This is a genomic window from Bradyrhizobium sp. CCH5-F6, from assembly GCF_001556045.1.
Classification (GTDB): domain Bacteria; phylum Pseudomonadota; class Alphaproteobacteria; order Rhizobiales; family Xanthobacteraceae; genus Bradyrhizobium.
The window spans coordinates 98,050-124,591 of the sequence record NZ_LSIC01000122.1; the positions used below are offsets into that span (position 1 = coordinate 98,050).

The 26,542-nt window shown below is 59.5% G+C and carries 26 protein-coding genes and 1 pseudogene; 13 read left to right on the forward strand and 14 right to left on the reverse strand.

The window, feature by feature from the left end; genetic code table 11:
* Positions 1 to 72: 72 nt before the first annotated feature.
* From AX729_RS38830 to AX729_RS22685, 9 genes are all read left to right on the forward strand, one after another.
* Positions 73 to 945, forward strand: a complete 873-nt coding sequence (locus tag AX729_RS38830; protein ID WP_021075751.1) for an alpha/beta fold hydrolase — start codon at positions 73 to 75, stop codon at positions 943 to 945.
* A 117-nt stretch (positions 946 to 1,062) separates the two neighbouring features.
* Positions 1,063 to 1,485: a PaaI family thioesterase gene (locus AX729_RS38835; protein WP_245325336.1), complete on the forward strand. Its 423-nt coding sequence runs from the start codon at positions 1,063 to 1,065 to the stop codon at positions 1,483 to 1,485.
* A 122-nt stretch (positions 1,486 to 1,607) separates the two neighbouring features.
* Positions 1,608 to 2,408: an ABC transporter ATP-binding protein gene (locus tag AX729_RS22655; protein WP_035649285.1), complete on the forward strand. Its 801-nt coding sequence runs from the start codon at positions 1,608 to 1,610 to the stop codon at positions 2,406 to 2,408.
* Complete coding sequence (locus AX729_RS22660) at positions 2,395 to 4,320, forward strand: AMP-dependent synthetase/ligase (RefSeq protein ID WP_021075749.1); 1,926 nt, start codon at positions 2,395 to 2,397, stop codon at positions 4,318 to 4,320. Before AX729_RS22655 ends, AX729_RS22660 begins: the two co-directional genes overlap by 14 nt.
* Positions 4,321 to 4,323: 3 nt before the next feature.
* On the forward strand, positions 4,324 to 5,211 hold the full coding sequence (locus AX729_RS22665) for a branched-chain amino acid ABC transporter permease (RefSeq protein WP_021075748.1): 888 nt from the start codon (positions 4,324 to 4,326) through the stop codon (positions 5,209 to 5,211).
* Between the two features lie 4 nt (positions 5,212 to 5,215).
* Positions 5,216 to 6,289 (forward strand): branched-chain amino acid ABC transporter permease, encoded by a 1,074-nt coding sequence (locus tag AX729_RS22670; RefSeq protein ID WP_021075747.1) that lies wholly within the window; start codon positions 5,216 to 5,218, stop codon positions 6,287 to 6,289.
* A gap of 17 nt (positions 6,290 to 6,306) precedes the next feature.
* Positions 6,307 to 7,113, forward strand: coding sequence for an ABC transporter ATP-binding protein (locus AX729_RS22675; RefSeq protein ID WP_021075746.1), 807 nt, complete (start codon positions 6,307 to 6,309; stop codon positions 7,111 to 7,113).
* Between the two features lie 120 nt (positions 7,114 to 7,233).
* On the forward strand, positions 7,234 to 8,448 hold the full coding sequence (locus AX729_RS22680; protein WP_245325337.1) for an ABC transporter substrate-binding protein: 1,215 nt from the start codon (positions 7,234 to 7,236) through the stop codon (positions 8,446 to 8,448).
* Between the two features lie 360 nt (positions 8,449 to 8,808).
* Positions 8,809 to 10,515, forward strand: a complete 1,707-nt coding sequence (locus tag AX729_RS22685) for a flavin-containing monooxygenase (RefSeq protein ID WP_245325338.1) — start codon at positions 8,809 to 8,811, stop codon at positions 10,513 to 10,515.
* A gap of 243 nt (positions 10,516 to 10,758) precedes the next feature.
* Here the strand turns inward: AX729_RS22685 and AX729_RS22690 are convergent, their stop codons facing one another.
* From AX729_RS22690 to AX729_RS22705, 4 genes are all read right to left on the reverse strand, one after another.
* Positions 10,759 to 11,619, reverse strand: a complete 861-nt coding sequence (locus AX729_RS22690) for an alpha/beta fold hydrolase (protein ID WP_021075743.1) — start codon at positions 11,617 to 11,619, stop codon at positions 10,759 to 10,761.
* A 274-nt stretch (positions 11,620 to 11,893) separates the two neighbouring features.
* Positions 11,894 to 12,784, reverse strand: coding sequence for an HTD2 family dehydratase (locus tag AX729_RS22695; RefSeq protein WP_061026541.1), 891 nt, complete (start codon positions 12,782 to 12,784; stop codon positions 11,894 to 11,896).
* Positions 12,781 to 13,197: a Zn-ribbon domain-containing OB-fold protein gene (locus tag AX729_RS22700; RefSeq protein ID WP_021075741.1), complete on the reverse strand. Its 417-nt coding sequence runs from the start codon at positions 13,195 to 13,197 to the stop codon at positions 12,781 to 12,783. Before AX729_RS22700 ends, AX729_RS22695 begins: the two co-directional genes overlap by 4 nt.
* A 5-nt stretch (positions 13,198 to 13,202) precedes the next feature.
* A complete protein-coding gene (locus tag AX729_RS22705; protein WP_021075740.1) occupies positions 13,203 to 14,354 on the reverse strand; it encodes a thiolase C-terminal domain-containing protein in 1,152 nt (383 codons plus the stop codon).
* A gap of 209 nt (positions 14,355 to 14,563) precedes the next feature.
* Between AX729_RS22705 and AX729_RS22710 the strand changes: the two genes are divergently transcribed.
* The 4 genes from AX729_RS22710 (at position 14,564) to AX729_RS22720 (ending at position 18,322) form a co-directional block, all read left to right on the forward strand.
* Positions 14,564 to 15,781 carry an acyl-CoA dehydrogenase family protein gene (locus AX729_RS22710; RefSeq protein ID WP_021075739.1) on the forward strand — a complete coding sequence of 406 codons (1,218 nt, stop codon included), beginning with the start codon at positions 14,564 to 14,566 and terminating at the stop codon, positions 15,779 to 15,781.
* Positions 15,782 to 15,783: 2 nt separating this feature from the next.
* Positions 15,784 to 16,878, forward strand: coding sequence for an acyl-CoA dehydrogenase family protein (locus AX729_RS22715; RefSeq protein ID WP_021075738.1), 1,095 nt, complete (start codon positions 15,784 to 15,786; stop codon positions 16,876 to 16,878).
* A 20-nt stretch (positions 16,879 to 16,898) separates the two neighbouring features.
* On the forward strand, positions 16,899 to 17,183 hold the full coding sequence (locus tag AX729_RS38840; protein WP_156457153.1) for a LysR family transcriptional regulator: 285 nt from the start codon (positions 16,899 to 16,901) through the stop codon (positions 17,181 to 17,183).
* A 182-nt stretch (positions 17,184 to 17,365) separates the two neighbouring features.
* On the forward strand, positions 17,366 to 18,322 hold the full coding sequence (locus tag AX729_RS22720; protein ID WP_021075737.1) for a LysR family transcriptional regulator: 957 nt from the start codon (positions 17,366 to 17,368) through the stop codon (positions 18,320 to 18,322).
* On the opposite strand, the gene AX729_RS22725 is transcribed toward AX729_RS22720, so the two are convergent.
* The 10 genes and pseudogenes from AX729_RS22725 to istA form a co-directional block, all read right to left on the reverse strand.
* Positions 18,295 to 18,537, reverse strand: coding sequence for a DUF2274 domain-containing protein (locus tag AX729_RS22725; protein ID WP_021075736.1), 243 nt, complete (start codon positions 18,535 to 18,537; stop codon positions 18,295 to 18,297). The two genes, AX729_RS22720 and AX729_RS22725, sit on opposite strands and share 28 nt — an antisense overlap.
* Positions 18,538 to 18,546: 9 nt before the next feature.
* Positions 18,547 to 19,737 carry a TraB/TrbI/VirB10 family type IV secretion system protein gene (locus AX729_RS22730; protein WP_021075735.1) on the reverse strand — a complete coding sequence of 397 codons (1,191 nt, stop codon included), beginning with the start codon at positions 19,735 to 19,737 and terminating at the stop codon, positions 18,547 to 18,549.
* Positions 19,737 to 20,678 (reverse strand): P-type conjugative transfer protein TrbG, encoded by a 942-nt coding sequence (gene trbG / locus AX729_RS22735; protein WP_409865579.1) that lies wholly within the window; start codon positions 20,676 to 20,678, stop codon positions 19,737 to 19,739. Before trbG ends, AX729_RS22730 begins: the two co-directional genes overlap by 1 nt.
* A gap of 32 nt (positions 20,679 to 20,710) precedes the next feature.
* Positions 20,711 to 21,388: a conjugal transfer protein TrbF gene (gene trbF, locus AX729_RS22740; RefSeq protein WP_021075733.1), complete on the reverse strand. Its 678-nt coding sequence runs from the start codon at positions 21,386 to 21,388 to the stop codon at positions 20,711 to 20,713.
* Between the two features lie 85 nt (positions 21,389 to 21,473).
* Complete coding sequence (gene trbL, locus AX729_RS22745) at positions 21,474 to 22,703, reverse strand: P-type conjugative transfer protein TrbL (RefSeq protein WP_021075732.1); 1,230 nt, start codon at positions 22,701 to 22,703, stop codon at positions 21,474 to 21,476.
* The gene (gene trbK-alt / locus AX729_RS38845; protein WP_082770511.1) at positions 22,704 to 23,078 is read right to left on the reverse strand and encodes a putative entry exclusion protein TrbK-alt; all 375 of its coding nucleotides are present in this window, start codon (positions 23,076 to 23,078) and stop codon (positions 22,704 to 22,706) included. It lies immediately after the preceding gene.
* Positions 23,075 to 23,812, reverse strand: a complete 738-nt coding sequence (gene trbJ, locus AX729_RS22750; RefSeq protein WP_061026543.1) for a P-type conjugative transfer protein TrbJ — start codon at positions 23,810 to 23,812, stop codon at positions 23,075 to 23,077. The genes trbK-alt and trbJ overlap by 4 nt, the downstream gene beginning before the upstream one ends.
* A pseudogene (locus tag AX729_RS41830) lies at positions 23,809 to 24,021 on the reverse strand (hypothetical protein); the annotation flags it as partial. The pseudogene AX729_RS41830 and the gene trbJ, both read right to left, overlap by 4 nt.
* 133 nt (positions 24,022 to 24,154) lie before the next feature.
* Positions 24,155 to 24,994 (reverse strand): IS21-like element helper ATPase IstB, encoded by an 840-nt coding sequence (istB, locus tag AX729_RS22760; protein WP_061026545.1) that lies wholly within the window; start codon positions 24,992 to 24,994, stop codon positions 24,155 to 24,157.
* Positions 24,991 to 26,520, reverse strand: coding sequence for an IS21 family transposase (gene istA, locus AX729_RS22765; protein WP_061026546.1), 1,530 nt, complete (start codon positions 26,518 to 26,520; stop codon positions 24,991 to 24,993). Before istA ends, istB begins: the two co-directional genes overlap by 4 nt.
* Positions 26,521 to 26,542 lie beyond the last annotated feature (22 nt).

A 26,542-nucleotide genomic window follows, 5' to 3' on the forward strand; every position in this document is an offset into this window, starting at 1 on the left:
TGCGCGTTATTTCGAGGTGCCGTTTCAATAAGGAACAACTTGAGCGCGGTGTGACGATAGTTGAGGACGCAAGTGAAAAAACAGAAGATTTTTTGCGGGGCTCAGGGACACGCGATTGTAGCCGACGTGTTTGGTGAGGGTTCGCCGATTTTGCTGGCGCACGGAGGGGGCCAGACCCGCTTGGCGTGGACTCGAACTGCACGGGCCTTGATGCAGGCAGGATATAGTGCAATTGCGATGGATTTGCGTGGCCACGGGGAAAGTGCATGGTCGCCATCGGGCTCTTACCAACTCGACGACTTTGCGATGGATCTCCTTGCGATGTCTGATCAACTAGACGAGAAACCAGCTCTCGTCGGCGCTTCCCTCGGCGGCCTGGCGGGCTTGATAGCCGAAGGTGAACTTCGCTCAGGATCCTTCACTTCGCTTACGCTTGTAGATATTACACCAAATATGGAGCCGGTCGGCGTTGCGCACGTCCTGGATTTCATGAGGGCACATTTGGCGGACGGCTTTGCTTCGCCCGATGAAGCCGCCGAGGCGATCGCCAACTATTTGCCAAATCGACGGCGACGGAAAGGCTCGGAGAGCCTCGACCGCTATTTGAGACGATGCGATGACGGACGTCTTCGCTGGCACTGGGATCCGCGCTTCATAACTTCTGTGACAAATGGCAAAGTGGGCCAGTCCGAAAACCGACTGACCGACGCTGCCAAAAACCTTAAGCTGCCGATTCACCTGATACGTGGAGGATCAAGCAATTTGGTAAGCGTGGATGCTGCGCAAGAGTTTCTTCGACTTGCTCCCCACTCTGCGTACACCGATATTGCCGGCGCGGGTCATATGGTCGTTGGCGATCGAAATGATGCATTTACTGAGGCCGTCGTCAGTTTCTTTCGAGGACCGCAGATATCACAACGTAATGGCGATACACGCGACGATTAGCCCCGCAATCGAAGTCGACCCATTTTGTGAGAGCTTTGTCGAAGGAATGAACCAGTGATAGCCGGTGGTGGCATGTCAGTGCTTGATTGCTGAAAGAAAATACATAGGAGCGAACGAGTGAATGAGACTGGCCCCCCCAACGAAGAGACTATTGCTGAATTTCAAAAGGCGTTGATGATTTCGCCGTTCCACCGGTGGCTGGGATTGAAAGCCATCATGGTCGCTCGTGAACAAATCGAAATTTCTCTACCTTGGCGCGAGGAATTTGTTGCCAATACTGCAATCGAAGCAACTCACGGTGGAATCCTGGCAGCCCTGATCGATTTAACGGGCCTTTACGCCGTTCGCGCAGCCGGGGGTATTGTAAGTGCTACGGCAGATCTTCGGGTCGATTATCATCGGCCGGCCACCCGCGGGACAGTTCTCGCTCGCGGCATGGTGGTCAAACTGGGGCGCCGGATAAGCACTGCCGACGTACGCGTGACCGATACCAGCCGAGTTCTCTTAGCCAGTGGGCGGGGCGCATATCTCGCACAATGAGGCGTGTACGGTCGTTTGGCCAATTGCAACGCACCATTCTTCAGTTGCCCAAATGCCTAACAGACGTTAGATTTGGAAACTGAAAGTGTTCTTAACAGATTGACCTTCAAACGGGATTCAAGTTGACCCTCAAGGATCGCGGCGGCGACGCCCCAGTACTCGAATGCCGGTCTGTCGAGCGACGCTTTAGCGGCATTGTCGCGCTGAACGGAATCGATATGCGGATCGAGCGCGGCGAGATATTCGGCCTTGTCGGCCCCAACGGATGCGGCAAGACCACCCTCACCAACGCAATCACCGGATTTTATCCGCCACAGCGTGGACATATTCTGCTGAACGGCCGGGACATCACGGGCCTGGCGCCACACTATGTCGCGACGTTGGGAGTTGCCCGCACCTTCCAGAACCTGGCGCTCTTCAATGGTATGAGCGTACTCGATAACATCCTTCTGGGCCGTCACATTCACATGAAACCCAGTGTAGGACGTACGGCGCTCTATTGGTGGCTTGCCCGCAGCGACGAGACGTTGAACCGCGCCGCGGTCGAAGACGTGATCGATTTTCTGCAGCTTGAAGGCGTACGCGACGAACTGGTCGACGGGATTCCGATCGGCCTGAAGAAGCGGGTCGAATTGGCGCGCGCTTTGGCCGCCGAGCCCAGCTTCCTTATCCTCGACGAGCCGATGGCGGGGATGAACCAGGAAGAAAAGGAATACATGGCGCGCTTCATCCTGGATGCACGCGATGAACGCAATGTCACCGTGCTGCTGATCGAGCACCACATGGACGTCATCACGGGCATTTGCGATCGCATGCTGGCGTTGAACTATGGCGAAATGATCGGCAGCGGCGTGCCGGCCGACGTCGTCGCCGACCCAAGGGTGATCGAGGCATACATCGGGGGTGCGCATGTCGCGCGCTGAACCGGCCTTGGCCTGGAATTTCGAAACCGATACCACGCTGATCCGCGTTCTGGCGCAGAATGCCGAAGTCTTTCCCGATCGTGTCGCGATGCGCGAGAAAGACAAGGGCATCTGGAATCAGACGACGTGGCAGCAGCTGCTCGAGATCGTGCTTTGCTGCGCCGCTGGTCTCGAAGAACTGGATTTCAAGGCGGGCGACGTCATGCTGGTGCTGGGCGACAACCGCCCTCGGCTCTACGCGGGGATGCTGGCCGCTGGCGCCCTCGGTGGGTACGCGATGCCGGCCTTCCCCGATGCAACCCTCGATGAAATTCGCCACTTCGTTCATGAGGCGGGCGCGCGTTTCGCGCTGGCCGAAGACCAGGAACAAGTGGACAAAATACTCGATCTGCGCGAGCAAGGCGCGACGATCGAGCATATTATCTACGACGATCCGCGTGGACTGGCCGCTTACGCCAATCCAGGCCTGATCTCATGGGACACGCTTCAGGCAAAGGGCGCGGAGCTAGTCATCCGCAACCCCAATCTCCGAAACGAGCTGATCGCCCGCGCGCAGCCCGAGGGCCCGGCCGTGTTCGTGCATTCCTCCGGGAGCACCGGCAAGCCCAAGGGGGTGGTGCTGTCGCATCGTAACCTGTTGGCCGGCGTTCGAAATGCCTATCGAGGCGGAGCGTTCCAGTTCGGCGAGAGCATTCTGGCCTATCTGCCGATGGCCTGGGTTGGCGACTTCGCGGTGACGATGGGCGCCGGAATCGCCCTGCACTTCACGATCAATATTCCAGAGCGGCAGGAGACCGTGCTGCAAAACCTGCGCGAGATTGCGCCGACTTTCTATCTGGCCGCACCGCGCAGCTGGGACAATCTATTGACCACCATCCAGGTGCGCATGGAAGATTCCTCGTGGCTGAAGAGGCTGGTCTACAAGTTTTTTATGGCGTTGGCCATTTCAGCCGAAAAACGCAAGCTCGAAGGCGGTCAGCCGACACTCAAGCAGTGGTTGTTGAGCCCAATAGGCGAGTGGCTGGTCTATGGACCGATCAAGGACCAATTCGGCCTGACCCGGCTGCGTGGCGCCTTCACCGGCGGTGAAGCGATGGGCGAGGATACGTTCGTCTTTTACCGCGCGCTCGGCATCAAATTGCGCCAACTCTATGGCCAGACTGAAACCAGTGCCTACAATGCCATCCAGGATCTCAACGAGGTAAGGCTCCACACCGTCGGACGTCCCCTGCCGGGCGTCGATATCCGGATAAGCGACGCCGGCGAAATCCTGGTCCGCTCGGGCAGCGTGTTCAGCGGATACTTCAAGCAGGACGAGGCCACGCGCGAAAGCCTCGAAGACGGCTGGTTACACACCGGAGATGCAGGTTACCTCGAACCTGACGGGCACCTCGTGGTGCTGGGGCGCCTGTCGGACATCGTGCACACCGCGAAGGGCGAGCGCTATATTCCCAACTATATTGAGAACCGGCTCAAGTTCAGTCCGTACATTAAGGATGCTGCGGTACTCGGAAGCGGCCGCGATACGCTGTCAGCCATTATTTGCATCGACAAGGAAGCTGTCGGCCTTTGGGCCGAACTGCGCGGCATTTCCTACATCTCCTATGCCGACCTGTCGCAGAAGCCGCAGGTCATCGCCCTGATCGCCGCCGCGGTGAAGCACGTTAACAGTGCACTGCCGCACGGCTTGCAGTTGCGGAAATTCGTCTGCCTGCACAAGGAATTCGATGCCGACGACGGCGAAATCACCAGAACCCGAAAGATTCGACGTAACGTCGTGGAGGAGCGCTACAAACCGATCATCGACGCCATCTACGGGCATCAAAACACAGTGCTGATGAAGGCAAAGGTCAGCTACGAGTCAGGCGAAGTCGGCGTCATCGAACGCACACTGTCGGTACAGGAGGCCTGAAGAATGGACGCGATATCGTTGATGGAATCTGCTGCCAACGGCGCGCTTATTGGCTTGATGTATTCACTTGTCGCGATGGGAATCGTCCTGATCTACAAATCGTCATCGGTGCCTAATCTTGCACAGGGCTCGATGACGATGCTGGCCGCTTATGTCCTGCTCGCGTTCGCCAACAGCGCGGGCGCACCGATCTGGGCCGCGATTTCGCTGGCGATCATAACAATGTTCATCATCGGAATGGCCATCGAACGGGTGGCGCTGCGGCGCCTCGCCGGCCGCCCCATCATCATGATCCTGATGATGACGCTTGGCCTGGAGATTTTCCTGCGAGCCGGCTCGATGACCATTTGGGGCGGTACCACGCGACCCATGAATCTGGGCATCAGCGATGCCCCGCTTTTTCTCGGTCCATTATTGATCAATCGTGCTTACGCTTTTGGAGCGGTGGTCACAATTGCGATGTTCGGTTTTTTCGTGCTGTTCTTCCGGAGCCGGATGGGTGTGGTTTTGCGTGCGATTTCCGATGATTATACGGCGGCCTGGTCGGTCGGCATTTCGGTCGAGCGCGGCGTCGCGCTGTCTTGGGCCATGTCGGCGGTGGTCGCGACGATTGCCGGTGTGCTCTGGAGTTCGGTACAGGGCGTCGATCAATCGCTCGCGCAACTGCTGCTCAAGGGCGTGACCGTAGCCGTTTTGGGCGGACTGGACAGTATAGGAGGCGCGTTGCTCGCCGGCGTCCTGCTCGGCGTCGTCGAGGGAATTGCATCCAGCGTTCTCGATCCCCTGTTGGGTGGCGCGAGTCGCGATCTTGTCGATGCGGCAATGCTGATCCTGACCATCTTGATCCGACCGCACGGACTTTTCGGTCGCCACGACATCGAGAGGGTCTAGGATCATGCTATTCCGTCAAGCCGGGATTTTTCATACGGATTACAGCGCCGACCGCGCACTGTTTCCGATCCCCGCCGATCGATGGATGATTGGTATTCTGCTATTGCTGGCGCTGGCCGCGCCGATCTACATGAACACGCTTTATCTCAGCAGTTACTTGCTGCCTTGGCTTGTCTGGACTGCGGGCGCGCTCGGTCTCAATTTGATCCTCGGATGGGCGGGGCAATTTCATTTGGGCTACGCAGCGGTGATGGGAATCGGCGCCTACGCCGCGGTTCATGCCACAAGGGCGGGCATACCGTGGGAGATTGCCATCGTCCTCGCGGGAATAACAGCAGCGGTTATCGGAAGTGTGTTCGCTTTTGCCGCACTGCGCGTGAAAGGCCTGTATCTGGCGCTCAGCACGCTCGCCTTGCAGTTCGTGATGGACTGGACGATTTCGCACGTACCCGCGATCAGCGGCGGCACACAGGCCACGTTGCAGGCACCTGACATCCGCCTGCTGGGCTGGGCTGTCACCTCCGATGCAGGACTCTATTACGTCGCCCTCGTCTGGTGCGTGCTGGTTACGTCCTTCATGCTCAATCTGCGGCGCACCGCGCTCGGCCGCGCTCTGGTCGCTGTTCGGGAGAAAGATTACGCAGCCGCGGTCATCGGCGTGAACAGCTTCTACTTCAAACTGGTGGCGTTCGCGACATCCTCGTTCATCGGTGGCGTGAGCGGAGCCATCCTGATCGGTACATTTTACCATGCCGTAACCCCCGAGCAGTTTTCCGTCGACGTCTCAATTCAGGCGTTGGCGATGGTCATCGTGGGCGGGCTGGGCAGCATCATCGGCAGTTATTTCGGCGCCGCGTTCATTCTGCTGATGCCGGGCGTTATGAACAGTTTCATCTCCTGGGCGGCAACCAAGTTCGGGTTCTCGCTGGGTATCGAAACTCTGGCTCATCTACCCCAAGCTTTCTATGGCGCGCTTATTATCGGGTTTCTCCTGATTGAACCGCTGGGGCTTGGGAAGATCTACAACAACATTCGGGACTATCTTCTGGTATGGCCTTTCGGCTACACGAAGAAATAGCGGGAAGCACGAACGCCATGAATGCACCCATTGCCGCTAAGATACTGTCCCTCAACAATATTGAGGTCGTCTACGACCACGTTTCGCTTGCGATCAAAGGTGTTTCGATCGATGTGCCCGAGGGCGGAATGGTGGCCCTGCTCGGCGCCAATGGCGCGGGAAAGAGTACGACGCTGAAATCGATCAGCGGTTTGCTCACGGCCGAGCGGGGCGAGGTGCGGCGGGGCGAATTGCAGTTCCGCGGCCAAAGCCTTGGCGGCCTGATGCCGCAGGACCGCGTCAAGCTGGGGATCGCCCACGTGCTCGAAGGGCGTCGGGTGTTCGAACATCTCACGCCCGACGAAAACTTGATCGCGGCTTCGGCGTTGCATAGCCGCCAGGACATGAACCGCAACAAGGACCGGGTTTACAGTTATTTCCCACGTCTGCACGAGCGCCGGACCGTCGCGTCGGGTTATCTCTCCGGCGGCGAACAGCAAATGCTCGCAATCGGCCGTGCTCTGATGACCCAGCCAAAACTATTGATGCTCGACGAACCCAGCCTGGGACTGGCTCCTTTTCTCGTGGCTGAGATCTTCCAGATCCTCGGCCGCATCAACCGCGATGAAGGACTTTCGATATTGCTGGTTGAGCAGAACGCCATTGCCGCGCTCGAAATTGTCTCCCACGGCTATCTGATCGAAAGCGGTCGCATCGTGATGCACGACAGTGCGGCTGCATTGAAGAAAAATCCCGACATTCAGGAATTTTACCTGGGAGGCGCGCAAAACAAGAATTTTCGTGACATCAAACATTATAGCCGGCGGAAACGTTGGCTGACCTGACGATCACCAGATGTGCGTCGTTCGATAAAGCTGGGATGATTAAGAATTTCCTGAGTTCGCTCAGTCAACCAAGGAAGGATCGCTAAAATGAGATTACTATCTATACTAGGCGGACTAGCGTTGGCGCTGCTCAACGTCGTGCCGGCAGCCGCGGCCGATCCTGTGCGCTTCGCGCTGTGCTATGACCTGAGCAAGGCCTATACGTTCGTCACGCCGCAGATTGCCCAAGCTGTGCGCGACTATGCCGACCTTCTCAATGCGAAGGGAGGTCTCGAAGGCCATCCGATCGAAATTATCGTGCAGGACCACGGCAACGAGCCGCAGCGCGGCATCGAATGCTACGAACGCTTGAAGCGCGAAGGCGTGATGGTGTTCGACATGTTGTCGACGCCGGTATCGCGCGCGGTCCTTCCGCGCATTATGAAGGATGGCAACATCCTGATCCAGTCACTGGTCGGTCGAGGGGATGCGGTCGATGGCAACGTGTTCAAATGGGTATTTCCGATCGGGCCGACCTACTGGGGTCAGGCCGCCAATGACATTGAATACATCAAACAAAAGTCCGGCGGAAATCTGAAGGGCGTCAAGGTCGCGTTCTTTTATATCGATTATCCGTTCGGACAGGAACCGATCGGTATTCTGAAGACGCTGGCGCAGAAGGAGGGTTTCGAGTTGCAGCTCGTGCCGTATCCGCTGCCGGGCAACGATCAGGCCTCGGCATGGACGCAGATCCGTCGTCTTAACCCCGACTGGATTGTGAGCTGGAGCCTGTCGAATATGCATGTGATCGCATCGCGCGAGATGAAGCGCAATGGGATCTCGATTGAAAAGTATATCGCTGTTAATTGGCTCAACGAGGTCGATATCAAGAATATTGGACCCGATGTCGCTAAGGGATTGAAACGCGGCACCAACGTCGCCGGCGGCTCATATCAGCCGTTGGTTCAGCAGATTATCAAGGAGCTTTACGACAGGGGCAAAGGCAACGGTGATCGCAAATTTACCGAGGACGTCTATTACAACACTGGTCTTGCGATCTACTCGATCGCATTCGAAGGCGCACGGCTTGCGATCAAGAATGGCGGCTGGCCGCTAACACCCGATAAAATTAAGACTGGTCTTGAGAGTCTGAAAAATTACGATGCTAACGGGCTGATTGCACCTATTACAGTCACGGCACAGGATCATGGCGGCGGCGGCAAGACACGCATTGAAATGTGGGATGGAGAGAAATGGGTTGCACAAACCGATTGGATCGCTGGCTTTCAAGACGAGGTTTGGAGCGTAGTGAAGGAACAGTCGGCGGACTTCGCCAAATCTGAGACGCAAAAATGAACTGTCTCTGGCCGGCGAAGTCGATTTACCGACGTTGCCGGCCAAGTTGGCGCTGATTCCATTCCATTGCAAATATCTCCGATGCCGTCCGCCTGCGGCATATAGCTAGCCAGCTCTGCGTTTCGATCCGCCATGTACCAGCTTCGGCCACTGGTGGATTGCCCTGCCCGCCTACCAAAATATAAGACTCAGGACTTAATAGGCGAGCCGGGGTACGAGATGCATTTCTCGGGCTTTATTTGCGAACCCTCTGGCGCCTGCGGAGAACGAACTTATCTCGATTAGCTTAGTCGACCTGCAAAGGAGACGACACGAGTCATGATTGCCGACAACACAACGCGACAAGAGCGCCCAGGCGAAATGGGAGCGGTTTTCGACGCTGTTATCGTGGGTGCGGGCTTTGCCGGGATGTACATGCTGCATCGCCTGCGCGGGCTTAGCTTCTCGGCACGGGTCTTCGAGGCCGGCAGTGGCGTGGGTGGCACCTGGTATTGGAACCGCTATCCAGGTGCACGCTGCGACGTCGAGAGTATGCAGTACTCATTCTCCTTCTCCGAGGAGCTGGACCAGGAGTGGAACTGGTCGGAGAAATACGCGCCGCAGGCCGAGATCCTTTCCTACGCCAACCACGTTGCCGATCGTTTCGACCTGCGCCGGGATATCGTGTTCGACACGCGTGTCACCGCGGCGACGTTCGACGAAGACGCCGGGTGCTGGCTGATCGAGACCAACCGCGGCGACAGGGTTTTGGCCAGATTCTGCATCATGGCGGTCGGCTGCCTGTCGGCACCGAACCGGCCAAACTTCAGGGGCATGAAGAACTTTCGCGGTCCGATCTACCACACCGGCGAATGGCCGCATGAAGGCGTCGACTTTACAGGATTGCGGGTCGGCGTGATCGGCACCGGCTCCTCGGCGATTCAGTCGATCCCAATCATCGCGCAGCAGGCGGCGCACCTCACGGTATTCCAGCGCACGGCGACGTGGTCCGTGCCGGCGCGCAACGAGAGCCTGACGTCTGAATATTTGCAGGCGGCCAAGGCGGATTATCCGGCGTTGCGGGCCAAGGCACGCGGACGCCCGACCGGCTTCTATTTTCCTTTCAACATGAAGCCGGCGCTGGAGGCTGCACCCGAAGAGCGCGAACGGCAATACGAGGAAGCCTGGACCCGCGGCGGCCTGCCCTTCCTCGGCGCCTTCGGCGATCTGCTGTTCGAGAAGGCCGCCAACGACACCATCGCCGACTTCGCCCGCCGCAAGATTCGCGGCATCGTGAAGGACCCGGCGACGGCCGACCTGCTGTGTCCGGACAACGTGTTCGGCTGCAAGCGGCTCTGCGTCGATACTTCCTACTTCGAGACCTACAATCTGGAGCACGTCAAACTGGTCGACGTGTCCAAGACGCCGATCGAACGCTTCACGCCTGACGGCATCGAGGTCGACGGGGTCGCGTATCCACTGGACACCGCCGTCTGCGCCACCGGCTTTGCCGCGATGACGGGTTCGTTCGACAAGATTGCGATCACCGGCCGCAAAGGTTTGACGCTGGCCGAGAAGTGGCGCGCCGGCCCGCGCGCCTACCTCGGGATCGCCTCCGCCGGCTTCCCCAATTTGTTCACGATCACCGGTCCCGGTAGTCCCTCAGTGCTCGCCAGCATGATCCAGGCGATTGAGCAGCATGTCGACTGGCTGGCCGACTGCATGGCCCACATGCGCGACGTCGGGGCCGCGACCATCGAGCCGAAGCGCGAGGACGAGGACGCCTGGGTCGAGCACGTCACTGACGTATCGACTGTTTCGCTGCGATCGACCTGCAGCTCCTGGTATGTCGGCACCAACATCCCCGGCCGGCCGCGCGTCTTCATGCCGTATATCGGCGGCTTCCCGGTCTATGTGCAGAAATGCAACGAGGTGATGAGTGCCGGCTTCGATGGCTTTGTGCTGGAAGGCGCACCGGCCAGCAACGCGGCGCCCCAGGTGCGCTACACCGAGCGCTGGCGGGTGCCGATCGACATCGACGTCATTTCACCGGCCGCCGTCGCCGCCAAACGTGTCCCAGTAGTCTGAAGAGTGATCAACACATGGCTGTTATGTGGGTTGGAAGCAGTTATCGTCAATGTCCACTTTTCCGCGATTGATTCCCGGGTCGTCTCCGTGATTTCCAATGGAATGGCGCCGCATGTTTTCCGCTGAACAACCGATGCTTGGCGCCACGATCCAGTCGCGCGCAATCACGTTGGGCGGCCTCATGGCAATCGTCGCGCCGGCGCAACAGTAAAATCGCTCAATCGATCCGCGGCGATAGCCACGCTAGGAATTATCAAACTCACTCATAATCAGCCGAGATAGTGCTTCTGGCCGTTCCATTGGAAGAAAATGGCTATTCTCCGGAAAATTGAATACGCGAGTTTGAGGTGCAAGTTCGACAATCTTCTTCGCATCGACATCACTTACAGTGCTAAATCGCGAGCCGTAGGCCAACAGTAACTTGCCTTTGTAACGTGGAAGAATGTCCCAAAAATCGGTCGTCGCGGCCTGGAAGGTTGCAGCTTCCCAGGATGGATTACACGCCAGCCGGATTTGATCGTTAGCTAGGAATACCAACCCACCCTCAAGATAATCTTCAAGAAATCCGTCTTGCCAAGTGGCGAACATTGCTTTCTTTGCATAAGACTCGCGGATCTCCGGCAGGGACGCCCATGTCGATCGGCGCTTGCGCGCCTGGATTGCAATATCGAAGTCCACGATGCGCCCCTCCCGCCGCTCGCTCGCAACTCGATACGCCCTCTCGAACGGGACAAATGACGGCTCGAGCAAGCCCACCCCGAGCACCAAGTCTGGCCGTCGGGCCGCCAGCATCACACTGACGGTTGCACCGATCGAATGACCCACGAGGAAGGCAGGCTCCTTGTAAACGCCAAGAAGCTCCTCAAGATCCAATTCATAGGTCTCCCAACTTGTTAGCCTTTCCGGAATTGCTGGCAATGTGGTGCGTCCATGTCCACGCGCGTCGGACGCGACGACACGGAAGCTTGCTGATAGCTGCTCCAGAAAGCGTCGATACGTTTCCGCATTGAAGCCGGTCGCATGTGCGAAATGCAGAAGCGGAGCGCAGCTATTCACGTTGTCCGACGTCAACGTCGCAATTTTGCCAACCCTAGAAGCGATCATTCTCAAATTGCCCGTCCTGCGCTCTTTTGATCCCACTCGTCGGCCGCACGATCTACACTCGCGGGTTGCGCCATGAGCAGCCGTAGCTGAGCCTGAAGGATCGCCAGATCGTCTATCGTGAAGTCAACCCACATGGCTGCTTAAACATCATCAGCTTTGCGGCGGAGCTTCTTTAAGCTGACGCGCGCTTCGGGGCATAACTGCTTACACAGAAGCGATGATTGGCCACAATCATTGATATCCGTCAAAACAACTTTTTCATTAACCATTGTTCTCACGCGTATCGTATTGTGACTTCCATGGCGATGGTTCCCTCCGGTGTGAGGGCCCACAGCTCCGCTCCTTTTTCGCCGTCAACGGCGCGGCCAACGACGCTGAAAGGCGCCGTGTCGAACAGTGGTGCACGGGCGCGCTGCGAAAACGATTTTAGCGTTTTTTCCGGAGCGTGATCGCGCGCAAGGTCGATCAGGCACTGCTGCGAGTAGGGTCCATGCACGACAAGGCCGGGATAACCTTCGACGCGCATCGCATAGTCCCGGTCGTAATGAATGCGGTGCGGGTTGAAAGTCAGCGCGGAATAGCGGAACAAGGAAACCGGGTCCGTCGTAATCGTTCGGCGCCACGGTGTATCGGCTGGCGGCTTGTTCCTTTTCGGTGTGACGCTCTTCTCTCCAGGCTTCACTTCTTCGCGGAACACTGTGTGATTTTGTTCTACAATCGAAAGGCCGCGAGGCGTGAAAATGCGACGGGTCTGCGTCGCGAATATCAACGCTCCGGTACCGCCCGACCGTAGCGAGACATCGGTGAACTCCGTCTCGCGCTTGAGCGCATCGCCGAGGCGGATCGGATCGTGGAAGGTCAGTTCGGTTCCCGCATACATCCGCCGTGGAAACGGCATCGGCGGCAGAACGCCGCCAGAGATCGGCAACCCATCGTCACCGAGAGTAGCCTTGGGCGACAGCGGCATGAAATACACCAGATGCCACCCCGGCTGGATCGGATCCCCGGGCCCTGGAATCTGGTCCTGCCGATCGAAGGTCACCGCAAGTCCGCGCAGCGGCGCCTGGGTGGCGACATCGTGCTCGACGATTTTCGTCCCGATGTGCTTGCGCAGTGCGTCAATGTCCACGTTCATCTTGATGCCGCTCCGGGTGGTGATGGTCACGACGCGGTTACACAGGCGGGAGTCACCAGATCGGGCTTGGCCTGTTCGAAAATGACACGAACCGGCAGCCCAAGTTTGACGTCCGTCTCCCTGGCGCCGCGAAGAGGGACTTGCATCCGTACGCCCTCCTCGAGGTCGATAGTGGCCAGAATGTAAGGTAAATCGAGCTTGAACCCGGGATTGAAGGCGTGATGGGTGATGGTCCAGCTGTGGACCGTTCCCCGGCCCGAGGCCTCGATCCATTTCACTTCAAACGAATAACAGACGTCACAAACCGGCCTTGGATAGTGACGGATTTTTCCGCATTGCCCGCATTTCTGAAGGAGCAGCCGTCCATTTTGGAGGCCATCCCAATAGGGCTTCGACTCATGGGTCGGCTCAGGAACGGGCTTGAGGTAGGTCTCCGCAGTCATTGCGATCATCCTTTGCGCATGATCGCGACGGATCCGTCGCCCATATCGCCGTATCCAGTCACAAGGCCGATCTCGGCTCCCCTAACTTGTGCCTTGCCGGCCTCGCCTCTGAGTTGACGCACAAGTTCAACAATGTGGTTCATGCCGACCATATGCGCCTGAGAAAGCAGTCCGCCGTGGGTGTTGATCGGCAATTTTCCTCCAAGCCGAATCGCTCCGCTCGCAACAAACGGACCGCCCTCGCCTTTCTTGCAAAAGCCGAGGTCTTCAAGTTGACACAGCACGATGTAGGTGAAGCAGTCGTAAATCTCGGCAACGTCAATATCTCCAGGCGAAACACCGGCCATGGCAAACGCCTTCGGCGCAGCCTTCGCGATCCCGAGGCGCGTCATATCCGGGCGTTGCGTGATGACGCTCGGTGAATCCGGATGGCCTTCGGCGACCCCCATGACGTAGACCGGTGGTTTGCGAAGATCATTTGCCCGGTCCGCGCCACTGACCACGATCGCCGCGCCGCCGTCGCTTTCCAGGCTGCAATCATAAAGTCTCAAAGGATCGGAGATCATGCGTGACGTCTGGTGATCCTCAAGGGTCAGCGGCTTCGTCATCATCCCATGGCCATTGAGAATTGCGTTGTGACGGGTAGACACGGCGATTTCGCCAAGCTGCGAGCTCGTCGTGCCGAACAGTTCCATATGGCGACGGGCCATCGGCGCATATAGCTGTGCCGGGGCGATCGCGCCGACCGGCATCTCATGCTCACCAACGACCTTGAACTGGGGCATTTGCTGAACGCGCGTGCCGATGCGACCCGCAGACGAGCCGTTACGACCGATCGGGATCAGCACGTTGCTGCACACGCCGCCGCTGATCGCGAGCAGCGCACATTGTATGGCCGCGACGCAGCTGGCTCCGCCGAGCGGCGCAGTGGCCGAAAAGCGCAGGTCGGATATACCGAAATTCGTGACAAAGTCTTCGGCTACGACCGGCGAATTCGAGTATGGAATAATGCCGTCGATTTCCTTGGGACTGAGCCCCGCATCCGCAATCGCATTCAACGAAGCCTCGAGCTGAAGCGCAAGTATGCTCTTGCCCGACATGCGCGTGTACTCGGTCTCTCCCACGCCAGTGATGGCGGCCTTTTCTTTCAGTGACATAGGCAAAGCTCCCACGGAGGCTCGCAACCCCTGAACGATTTCCGTGACGACGGAACAATCATTCAAGCTTTCTACTTGACGCCGGCCGCCCAAGGCACGACTATTTCGAACAGATGTTAGATTTAATCCGTAGCGCGGTCAATCGACCGTGGCTAGTCCTTTCCGTGTAGAGTAACAGGCACAAACCGCGCCTGGGAAAGAGCGTCTCTATGGACCTCCGCTACAGCGCCCGACATCGCGCCCTCCAGGAGGAAGCGCGCGGCTTCGTAAAGAAATACGGCCACCTTTCGCCGAAAACGGGGGGCGGACGGAAGCGGCCTGACGCGCGAGCCCTGGATTGGCAGAAGCTTCTGCTGGAGCGCGGTTATTTTGCCCGCAACATTCCCCGCGAATATGGCGGCTTCGGCCTGCCGGTCGACATCCTGGAATTGGCGATCATCGCCGAAGAATTCTCGAACGCGGGCGTGTCTCCGGGCATCATGAACCAGGGCATTTCCATGCTGGTGCCGACATTGCTCGAGGTCGGAACGAAGGAGCAGTGCATTCAATGGATCGGGCCTACCATCCGCGGTGACATCATTTGGTGCCAGGGCTATTCGGAGCCCGGTTCGGGCTCCGACCTTGCCGCCGCCAAAACCAGCGCCCGTGTCGAGGATAGCCAATTCATCGTCAATGGCCAGAAAATCTGGACGAGTTCTGCCCACTACGCCGACATGATGTTCCTCCTCTGCCGTACTGAGCTCGACAAGAGCAAGCACGATGGGCTGTCCTACCTTCTTGTCCCCATGAATGCGCCTGGCATTGAGGTGCGCCCATTGGTCACGATGACCGGCCGCGCCGAGTTCAACGAGACGTTCTTCACGGATGTCCGCGTGCCAACCGACCAGATTGTGATGGGACGCGGCGACGGCTGGCATGTCGCCAATGTCACCTTGAAGTACGAACGGATGCTGCTCGGCGACGCCAACAAGCTGACCTACCGTCTGGCGAGGGCTGTCGAATTGATGAAAAAAACGACGCTCGATGGCTGCCGATTCATCGACATCCCCGAGTATCGCGAGCGATTGCTCAAACTCCAGGGCGAGGTGATGGCCTCGAAATACCACGGTCTTCGATTAATGACCGAGCAGGCGAAGGGAGAGGATTCGGGGGTCAAACGCCTGATCGTCAAACTGAACGGGACGATGATTGCGTATCGGCTGTCATCGCTGGTCGTTGACGTGCTCGGCGCGGCGGGGCTCGCTTACGAACCGGTCGGCGAAGCGGCGGAAGACGACGAAGCCACCACCTGGCAGATAGATAACATGTACGACATCGGCCTCATCATCGGTGGCGGCTCATCGAATATCCAGAAAAACATCATCGGCGAGCGCGGACTGGGTCTGCCGCGCGAGCCGAAATCCGCCCCGCCAACCGTCAGAGGATAAGCATGGAGTTCGGCCTCAGCGAAGAGCAATTGATGCTAGCGGATTCCTTGCGCGGATTTCTGGACCAAAGACTGCCCATGAGCAAGTTGCGCAAGATCGCGGAGGGCGGCTTGGGCTTCGATGGTGAACTATGGTCGGGCCTCACGGAACAGGGCATCATGGGCATCATGGTCCCCGAGGACTTTGGGGGTCTGGGCCTCTCGCTGCTTGATGCGGCTGTTGCCGCGGAGGCGCTTGGATATCACGCGACACCGACGCCATTCGCGGCTGCGCTGGTCATGGCCCCCCTCGCCCTGATTGCCAGTGGCGACCGCGCCCAGCAGAAAGCATGGCTGCCGCGGATCGCAAGCGGCGAAGTCCGGATCGGGGTCGGGTTCGCCGGCATGTCGGGGCAGACCGGCGAGGCGGCTGTCCGCCTCGCCGGAAATATGCTGTCCGGATGCGTAACGGGTGTGCTCGATGGCGGAAACGCGACGCATTTCATTGTCTACCTTGATGACGGCCGTGCCGGCCTGTTCGCCGCGGTCGGGGAACCCGGTGTCAGCGTAAGCACGCATCGCAGTCTTGATCGCACACGACCGTTGACGGCTTTGGTACTGCATGATGCGGGGGTTGAGATCCTTGGCGCCGCCAACGATCCGAAGGCAGCGGCGACCGCCGTGCTCGACGCTGGCCGCGTCATGCTCGCGGCCGACACGCTAGGGGCGGCGCAGTCCATGTTTGACAAGGCGCTGCTCTATTCCAAGGAGCGGGTGCAATTCGACCGCGTGATCGGCTCGTTTCAAGCCGTCAAGCATACGCTCGCCGACATCATCACCATGCTCGAGCCGTGCCGCTCGCTGGTGTGGTACGCGGCTCACGCTCAGGATGGGTCTCCTGAGGAAGCTCGCGTTGCCGCGCTGCAGGCAAAGGCGCATCTAGGTGATGCCGGCCGCGAAATCTCCCGTCTGGCGACCGAGATTCACGGCGGCATCGGATTTACGGACCTGCTCGGCCTTCATTACTGGTTCAAGCGCATTGCGTTCAACCGGCAGCTTCTCGGGGCTCCCGAGCGCTGCAGACACCAGGCCGCCGTAGCGCAAGAGTGGGTGAGTTGAAGCGTCCTCTAATGGCACGAATGTTCAGTAGCGGCAAGAATGGTCAGCGAATATTATCCCACAGAAAACCTAGTCCTAGTCAAACGTCCGACGTTGATCTGCAGAGTATTCGATACGCTGTGGCAGCAGCGGGTCACGGTAGCTTTCGGCGCGTGTCCGAAGTCTTGATGCTTCGGCAATCCGCGCTTAGCCGTTGCATTAGCCAGCTCGAACATTCACTCGGTATGACCGACTTCGAGCGATCCAGCGGCGGGGTGCAAGCAACGACGGTTGGACGAGATTTTCTCCGAACTGTCTGCGGGTAACGCTCGTGGATTTCTAGACTCGGTCGCTTCACAATTCGCCGATTCGAGCAATACTCTGCCTTGCTTGGAGCGTCGTGGCTCGGTTGTTCACGGAGCAAGCCGCGTCATCTTACAACCAACAATTGTCTTAATGTTTTGCACGATCTAACTCGACGCAACTTGAGCATGAAGGTGTCGCTCATATGGACGATACGAATTTTGCCGGTCCACCTGTCGGAGGCCGACGCCTGACCGTTGTCTTCAGCCAACTCCAACACGCGATCGCTGCCGAAGATTACGGGAGTTTTCGGCAAGCTGCCCATGCATTGTCGATCAAGCAATCGACACTCAGTCGTTCTGTCCAGCTCCTTGAGCACTCGATTGGCGTTGTCATCTTTGAGCGGTCAAGCGGTGGCGTTCGAGCAACGCCGGCAGGTCGTCACTTTCTGCGCATGACGCGCTCGATACTTGAACAAGTCGAGGCGCTGACTGCATCAACAAGAGCGCACGGGTCTGGCGAAGCGGGTCGTCTCGTCATCGGGTTCTGTACTTCGCTGACGGCAGGCAATCTGCGCGCAACATTACTCGACTTCAAGAAGCTTTTTCCGCACGTTGAGCTTGTAACCGTCGAGAGGTCGAGAACGCGGCTCACAACCGCGCTCCGCAACAGTGTCATTGACGTGAGCATCCTAACGGGCGACCCGCAAGCCCTCGATAGCAAAACAACGCCACTCTGGAGTGAACGAATTCTGGCCGTTCTGCCGAGTGAGCATCCTTTGGCTGCGCGCGAAGTCATCTACTGGACGGATCTACGGAATCAGACTGTTTTGCTCAGCCACTACGATCCAGGGCGCGAGCTTGAGGATCTCTTGAACGCAAAGCTAATCTCTCCCGATGACCGACCGCGGATCGAACGTCATGACGTCAGCCGCGGGGTCATCAAGAGCTTGATCGCCGTGGGGTTCGGCATCAGTCTCGTGCTGGAGTCCGATATCGGGGCCAATTTTTCCGGTCTAGTTTATCGGGAGTTGCGCGACGGAACGGGGTCGAGCCGCATCGGCTTTTCAGCGGTTTGGCGAGCGGACAACGAAAACCCTGCTCTCCAAAACCTCCTGAAATTGCTTGGCGAGCGCTATCCCCTCGGTCCGGTGGCTCCGTAAGGCGTCTTTCGTGATCTTGCAAAAGCGCGATCCGTCGCCATGAATCGCGCCAACATTGGTGCGATCAGCTTTACCGGATCATACGCAGACTGGCCGCTCTCGCGCGCGAGGATTTCAGCGTAAGCAAGCAGATCGCGATGTACGGCTGCCGGAAGTTCGATCGTCAACTTCACGGGTTTATCGTCCGCGATGGCACCGAGCTTGAGTTTCGCCATGTGTACTCCCTATCCTTTGTATGGCTCAAGCATCAAGTCACGGTTGACGATGACACGCACAGGGAAACCTGGCCGGATTGTGAGCGTCGGTTGAATGTTGAGGTTCCGTCGGACCACTTGCTGTCCGGTCTGATTGAGAGAATTGGCGGCCCCATGCCGGAGCGCCTGAAGAACGGCCGTGCTGGATCCAGCGTCGGCGCCAGATCCAAGCTCTGAACCCACACCGAGTAATGTCGATAAGGCCGCTGCTCCGAGCAACTCCTTCCAATGGTTGTCGACCTCATCCTCAAGGCCGGAATACCCCGCGGTGTCTGCCCCCGTCTGTCTTTCGAGTACGATAGAGCGACCATTCGGCATGATCAGCCTCGTCCAGACCAGAAGGACGCGCGACTGTCCAAACGATACTCGGCTATCATAGAGACCGATCAAGCGCGCTCCCTGCGGGACAAGACGAGCCCGACCGGTCGGCGTGTCAAAAATATTTTCGGTTACCTGCGCGATGATCTGGCCCGGCAAATCGGAGCGGATCCCAGTGATGAGTGCCGCCGGAATGATGGTCCCGGCCTGAATTACGAATGGCGAAGCCGGCTTGGCCAAACGGTCAGGACTAGTGGTGCGTCGATCGATCAAAGCATTGACGAACGCGAGTTTACGGTCTTGACCGTTCTGGGCAAATGCGTCGTCAGTTGAAGTGGCTCCCGTTGGCGAGGTCTCGGCTGGCGCCGCTTGGCCAGGCGATGGTCGGGTCACCGTATTGGCAAAAACTTTGCTGGTTCGTGCAGCTTCACTTTCCTGGCTTGCTCGTTGTTGCTCGGCGTCAACCGCTAGCGGGCCGTTTTGGGCCTGTGCCGCGACAATTGGACGGCCTAGATCACCTGGCAAAGGCGGCCCTAGTCGTGGCACGTCCGGGGGAATTGAACCGTAGTCCTTTGGCAAGCTCGCAAGCTTGTCCGCCACATTGTGGTGATCGGTTGAGTAGAGTTCGTCCGGGGCGGGAGCCCGCTTCTCGCGTGTTTGCAGCGCCAGGAAAACGGCAGCGGTCAAGAGGATCAGCACCAGCGCCGTGCCCCCGATCAGTGCTTTGCGCGAGAGCCGCGTGACGTGCGGGCGCTCCGGCCGCAACCGAAAAGAACTCGTTTCTGTCTCGAGCGCCGGCGGAGCACCCGTCCGGTTTGTGGCCTCCTGTTCGGTGTTGCTCATCAAGATCTCCCATCGGTTCTGATGATGCGGACCTTTTGCTGTTCCTCGCCCCCCAGCCGCAGTTCGGCGGCCGCGAACAACCGGTCGACAATCAGGACGTTGCCGAATGCCCGGTAGTTGACGAGACCCGGCTTGCCGTCGGAGTTAATGACGAACAGCGGAGGCATTTCGCCCTGCCCGATGCCCGGCGAGAACTCGATGTAGACCTTGCGGCCATCGTCAAAGGCGCTGACGGGGCGCCAGGGAGGATTGTCGCCCTCGAAGGTGTATCGATAGCGCCGTTGGGCAGGATCCGGAATGAAGGGTTTTGGCGGAAGCGCACGACCGCGCGCGGCTCGGTCTTCAGGATAGAACCAGGAGACCGATGGCATGTATGATTTTTCACGCGAGCGCAGCTCGATCAGATACGTCCGCCGATCGGTGTTGAGAACGAGGTTGGTTTCGATGGCCGCTCGTGTCGGCTTGACCATGATATGGACCCGCCGGATGTCACCGCTGCCGCTCTCGGTATCTCCGACCACCCAGCGCACCGTGTCGCCCGCGGAGATGGGTCCGGAGCCGATCAATTTCTCACCTGGCTCCAAGGCAATGTCCGTGATCTGTCCTGGCGCCGCATAGATTTGATAGAGCGCGCCTGGGCTATATGGAAACACCTGCACAGCGTTGAAATACCCCGCCTTCCGAGGCTGTACGCGGGCCGCATCGTTGGCGCTTTCGATCCGTTCAACGGGGGCTTCGGCTTCCTTCTCCTTGCCGCCCCGTGCCGGCGTCCAAGCGGGTGGGACGTGAAGGGAGCGCGGCCGATCGTCTGCAAGCGCCGGTTGACTGGGCAGCGGCGGGATTTCGTCGTCATAGCTGATCTGCGGCGGCTTGAATGTCGTGCACCCAGCAAGGGCACAGGCGCAAATCAGGAGAGCCGGAAATCCACTCCCCGTTTTCATTCGCAGTGAACGTTGATTTGTCGGCATCACTGTCAAAACTCCTTGGACCAGTTGATGGCGTTGACGTAGATGCCGAGAGGGTTCTTGCGCAGCCGATCGATGTCGCGCGGCGGTTCCACGACAACGCTGACGATGGCGCTCCACCGCTCGGTCGCGGCAAGCTGACCATTCTCGTAGCGGCGTTCGATCCAGGCGATACGGAAGCTGTCGGGCGAAGCTCTGATGACACTGGATACTTCGACGGCGACCTGGATCTTCCCGACTTTTGTGAAGGGATCGTTGTTGCGGGCGTAGTCGTTCAGCGCGGCGGCACCGCGATCGGTCGTGAAATCATACGCCCGAAGCCAATCCTCGCGTAGCACGATGGCGTCCATCGGGAGGCCGCGGACATGTTCGATGAAGCGGGCGAGATGGAAGCCAATTTGCGGGTCGGTTGCCTTGTAGGTCGAATTTGCTGGCGCGACCGCCTTTGCTTCGCCGAGGCGATCGACTTCAACGACCCAAGGCGTAATGGACCCCTGTGCTGACTGCCAGACGAGAGCAGCGGCGAAGCCGGCAGAGAGGAACAGACAACCAAAGGCCATCAAGCGCCAATTCCTGGCCTGGACACGCGCCGAGCCGATCCGGTCATCCCAAACCTGCGCGGCTTTTTGGTAAGGCGTAACCGGCTGAGGTGTGCGGCCATAATGAACGGCCGATCGTTTGAACATGTTGACCTCGACGTACGAGAAATCGGGCGTGAGTAGCGTTTGGTACGTTTGAAGAGTTCTGAGAGGTGCTCCGACGGTGCTGACCTCAGCGCTCTGAATCCTTGAGATCGACGGAGGCCCCACCTCCGCCGCGATCCCCGGACCGCAGCGCCTGCGTCGTCGCCGAGACACCATGACTGACAGCCTGTCCACGTTTCATGCGGCGAACCCAGGCGGGTGCGCCTCCAGATGACGCATCCGCGCCGCCGGCTTCATCGCCCGCGGCATTTGATCTGCCAAAGCGGGCGGCCAGCGATCGCAGGGGACTCGCTGCCGAAGTGGCGCCCGCCTCCCCGGTCTGCGCGCCCGTCCGAAAGGCGGATGCCGCGCCGCCTATGAGCGCGCTGCCTCCCCTCGCCGCGCCTCCAACCATGCTGCCGGTGAGAGCAGCCCCGCCTGCTGCGAGTGCTGCTCCGGCGGCAACCACACCACCTGCGGCCATCGTGGTTCCGACGGCCGCACCGGCCCCAAGTTGCGGACCGCCAGATACAATGCCGTTGGCAATTCCCGGCCCGAAGATACCGAGGCCAAGCAACGAGAGGGCCGCGAGCACCAGTGCCATCGCATTTTCGATAGTCGGCTGGTTACCGCCGGACCCCGAGGTGAACTGGGAGAACAGGGTCGATCCGATCCCAACGATGACGGCAAGCACCAATACCTTGACGCCGGACGAGATGACGTTTCCGAGTACGCGCTCGGCTGCGAAGGCGGTCTTCCCAAACAGGCCGAACGGAATCAGCACGAAACCGGCCAGGGTCGTCAGCTTGAACTCGATCAAGGTGATAAAGAGCTGGATGGCGAGGATGAAGAACGTCAGCAGCACGACGATCCAGGCAAACAGCAGCACCACGATCTGTACAAAATTCTCGAAGAAGCTGACGTAGCCCATCAGCCCCGAAATCGATTCAAGGATCGGCCGTCCGGCATCCAGGCCGACCTGGGCGATCCGTCCTGGCCTCAAGAAATCTGCGGACGACAAGCCCGTGCCAGAGGCCCTCAACCCCAGACTGGCAAAGCTCTCGAAGACGATGCGGGCCAGGCCATTCCAGTTCCCGATGAGGAAAGCGAAGACGCCGACAAACAAGGTCTTCTTGACCAGCCGAGCGATCATGTCCTCATCGGAGCTCCAGACCCAGAACAATCCCGCCAGCGTGATGTCGATGGCAACAAGCGTGGACGCGAGATGTCCGACCTCATTTCCCACCAGGCCGAAGCCAGAGTCGATATAGCGGGTGAATGTTTCCAGAAACTGGTCGATGATGCCTGTACCACCCATCTATCGCTCCGTCGGCTGAGGTGCCGGAAACAAACCGGGCGGCAAACGGCTCTGATCCTTGACGGACGCAGGCGGTGTGGCGTCTGGATCGGGCCGGGCGGGATTGCGCGGAGTGTCGATGTTCTGCCTTAGGAAGTGGCGGCGCTGTTCCGCCCAAACCTTTCGGCATTCGGCAAGTCTGTCTTTTTGCTCGTATCCAACTGAACGACATCGCTCGAGCTCGGCTGTCTGGGGATCGCCTTCTCGGACGACCGAAGAGGCAGGCTGAGGCTGATTGTCGTCGTCACGCAGGTGGATGGTGCAAGCAGCAGCGAGCACGACGACAAAGATTGTCACGCCGAGAGACAGCGCCTTGAACGCCCTGAAATCACTCATTGGTGGAACATCTGCACTATTGTGGGCTGGTAACCTCGGCTCTGCGTCAGGAAGCGCCGGAGTTGCTCCCTGCCCTGGTCCTGAGCGGCCGTTCGCTGGGCAGATTCCAGGTTTTGGGCGCGTCCTTGAGCGGCGACTGTTGCCGTGAGATCGGCAAGCTGTTGTGCCTGCAGCGCAAGAAGCTGATTGGCAGCCTGGCTCGCTTGCAGGGCGCCGGTCGCGCCCTGGCTGGCGGTGACGAGCGTCGACATCTGGGCGCGATTGGTGTCGAGATTACTGACCACCGTAGCCTGCACCCGCATGGCATCTTGAAAGCCTGCAACCGAGTTTTGCCAACGGACCTGCGCATTCGCGATCAGCGCCTGGTCCGTGGCGTCGGGAGATGCCGGCGCGTACGTGGTGGAGAACGCGCGATCGATTTGCTGGATGTCGAAAGAGATGCGCTGGGCTTGGGCGAGCAGTTGCTGCGTACGCTGGATTGACTGCTCCAACTGCTGCAGTGACGAATAGGGCAAGCTCGCGAGATTCCTGGCCTGATTGACCAGCATCTGCGCCTGATTTTGCAGCGATGTGATCTGGTTGTTGATCTGCTGCAGGGCTCGAGCGGCGGTCAGAACGTTCTGGGCATAGTTGTTGGGATCAAACACAACCAACTGCGCGAAGGCCGGATTGGGACCGACGAGCACTGCAAGTGCGACCACGCCAGCGACAGCAAAACGACGGAAGCGGTTCATTTAGAAGCCTCCAGTTCAGCGAGGTGTGGGATGAGATCGGTCGCCCAAGCGACGTCGCGGGCCTTCAGCCATCCACTCACGAAGCTTTCGCAGCCATGTTCAGCCAACACCTGCTCGATCAGGGCCTGGTCGGCTTTGGAGGAAGCGGCGGTGAGGGCAAGCGCTACCTCGCCAAGTCCGAGTTCGAACAGGCGATCGCTATGGCGCGACAATCAGGATGAGAGCGGCGCGTCAATCAAGATGAGACAAGGCGGCCGAGTCAGGAGATAATTGACGCTGGCCGGCGGCTTGGCAAGCGTTGATTGACGCTGCGCGACAATCAAGCAGCACTGCCAGCGTCGATCACGCTTTGTCGAGCTCGTTTGGCATCGCAGATGCGAGCCCGGGAGTGGCGTGAACGGGCGGTCGGCCTGGGCCGCGCTTGCGATCGAGGGCAACTTTTCGACGGTAGCTCTCGACGTTCATCTCGAGGATCGTGGCGTGGTGGACCAGGCGATCGACGGCCGCCAGCGTCATTGCTTGATCGGGGAAGATACGCCCCCATTCTCCAAATGGCTGATTGGCCGTGATCAGCAGCGAGCGTCGCTCGTAGCGGGAGGCGATCAGCTCGAACAGCACGCTGGTTTCCGCCTGATCCTTGCTCACATATGTGATGTCGTCGAGGATCAGGAGATCGTAGCGGTCAAGTTTGGCGATCGCGGACTCCAGCGCCAGCTCGCGCCGCGCTACCTGCAGCCGCTGCACCAGATCGGTAGTGCGCGCGAAGAGCACGCGCCAGCCGCCCTCGACGAGAGCGAGGCCGATCGCTGCGCCGAGATGGGTCTTGCCTCCGCCGGGTGGACCGAACAGCAACAGATTGGCGCCGGTCTTCAACCAGACGTCGCCGGCGGCGAGCGCCATCGCCTGTGCCTTTGACAGCATCGGCACGCTCTCGAAGTCGAACGTGGCGAGCGTCTTGCCGGCAGGCAAACGCGCTTCCGCCATGTGTCGCTCAATGCGACGGCGGGTGCGATCCGCAGCCTCGTGCTCGGCAAGGGCCGCGAGGAAGCGGGCGGCAGGCCATCCTTCCTTGTCCGACTGTGCGGCGAGCTTCGGCCAGATCGCCTTGACGCCGGGCAGGCGCAGCTCATTGAGCAGCAGCTCGACGCGGGCGGCATCGATGGACGTTGCTATGCTGGTCATGCCGCCTCTCCCTGGCTGGAGTGGGCCGACACGATGACGGAAGCCAGCTCATCGTAGACGTCGAGCGGCGCCAGCTTGACGGCAACACTCGGAATCGAAGCCGCCTCGGGTCGGAAGCGATCGCGCAATGCCGCAAGATCGGGTAACTGTCCGGCATCGAGGTCGATCGTGATCGCCTTGGCGAGCTCGGCCTCGCACGCTCGCTCGTGGGCCAGCGCCAGAAGCTCGACCGTCACCTTGCAGGCGCGCCGGTCATCACCGTGTTCCCGCAAGGTCTCGAACAGACGTTTGTAAGCCGCGCGCGGGAAGAGCTGGTCGCGATAAACGAGGCTGACGAGCGCCATCGGCTTGCGGCGCAGAGCATGGATGACGTGCCGGTAATCGACGACATGCCCGCCCTGGCTCTCCGACACAGGCCGCCCGCGCCGCAGCGTCACGACCGGCGTGACGCCGAGGAAGCATTCGAGCCGGTCGTCGAAGATGCGCACACGCAGGCGATGGCCAATCAGTCTTGAAGGCACGGTGTAGAACACGCGTCTCAAAATGAAGCCGCCCGACGACGTCACCGGGATCACCTTCTCCTCGAAGTCGGTCGTGCGGCCTTTCGGCAGCGGCGCCAGCGCTTCCTTCTCGAGCGCGATCCGCTTGGCGAGGTTGGCGTTGCGCCGGCCGACAATCTCGTCGACAAAGGCCCGGTAGGCATCGAGACTGGCGAAGTCGCGCGTACCCCGCAGCAACAGCGCATCTTCCAGCGCCCGCTTGAGATGGCCGTGTGCACTCTCGATCGAGCCGTTCTCGTGCGCGATGCCCGCATTGTTGCGCGTTGGCGCCATGCCATAGTGCCCCATCAGCGCGGCGTAGCGCTGTGTCAGATCCTCCCGCGCGTCGGCCGCCAGATTGCGGAACGCCGCCGACAGGCTGTCGCTGCGATGCTCCCGCGGCACGCCGCCGAGCGCCCACAGGGCGTTCTGCAAGCCCTCGGCCAGGGCGACGAAGCTTTCGCCGCCGAGCACGACATGGGCATGCTCGAAGCCGGAGAACGCCAGCCGGAAGTGATAGAGCCGGTGATCGAGCGCCTCACCCGCGATGGCAACGCCGAGCACGCTCATGTCGGTGAAGTCGGACAGACCCAGACGGCCGGGCGCGTGCTCCTGGCGGAAGATCACGTCCTGTTCGGGGCCGTGGAGCGCCCGCCAGGCATTGATGCGCCGCTCCAGCGTGCGTCGGATGTTCGGATTGAGGTCGGGATGCCGTCGGCGCAACTCGTCCAGCACGCCGATCACGCGGATACCGGGCGCGGCCTTCAGGATCGGGACGATCTCGGCGTCCCAATACGGAGCGAGCGGATCGGACCGGCGCCGGCTCCTCGGTGCCTTCTTCTGCGATGGCAGGCGCGAATCGTCCTCGATCCGATACGCAGTTGCTTTCGAGAACCCCGCCTTAGCCGCAGCGGCCTCGGGGGACAATGTCCGTCGGTAGTTCATGTACAGCCTCATCTGGTGGTCGGTGATGTGAAGGCCAGGCAAGGCGTCGATTCCCTCTTGTCGA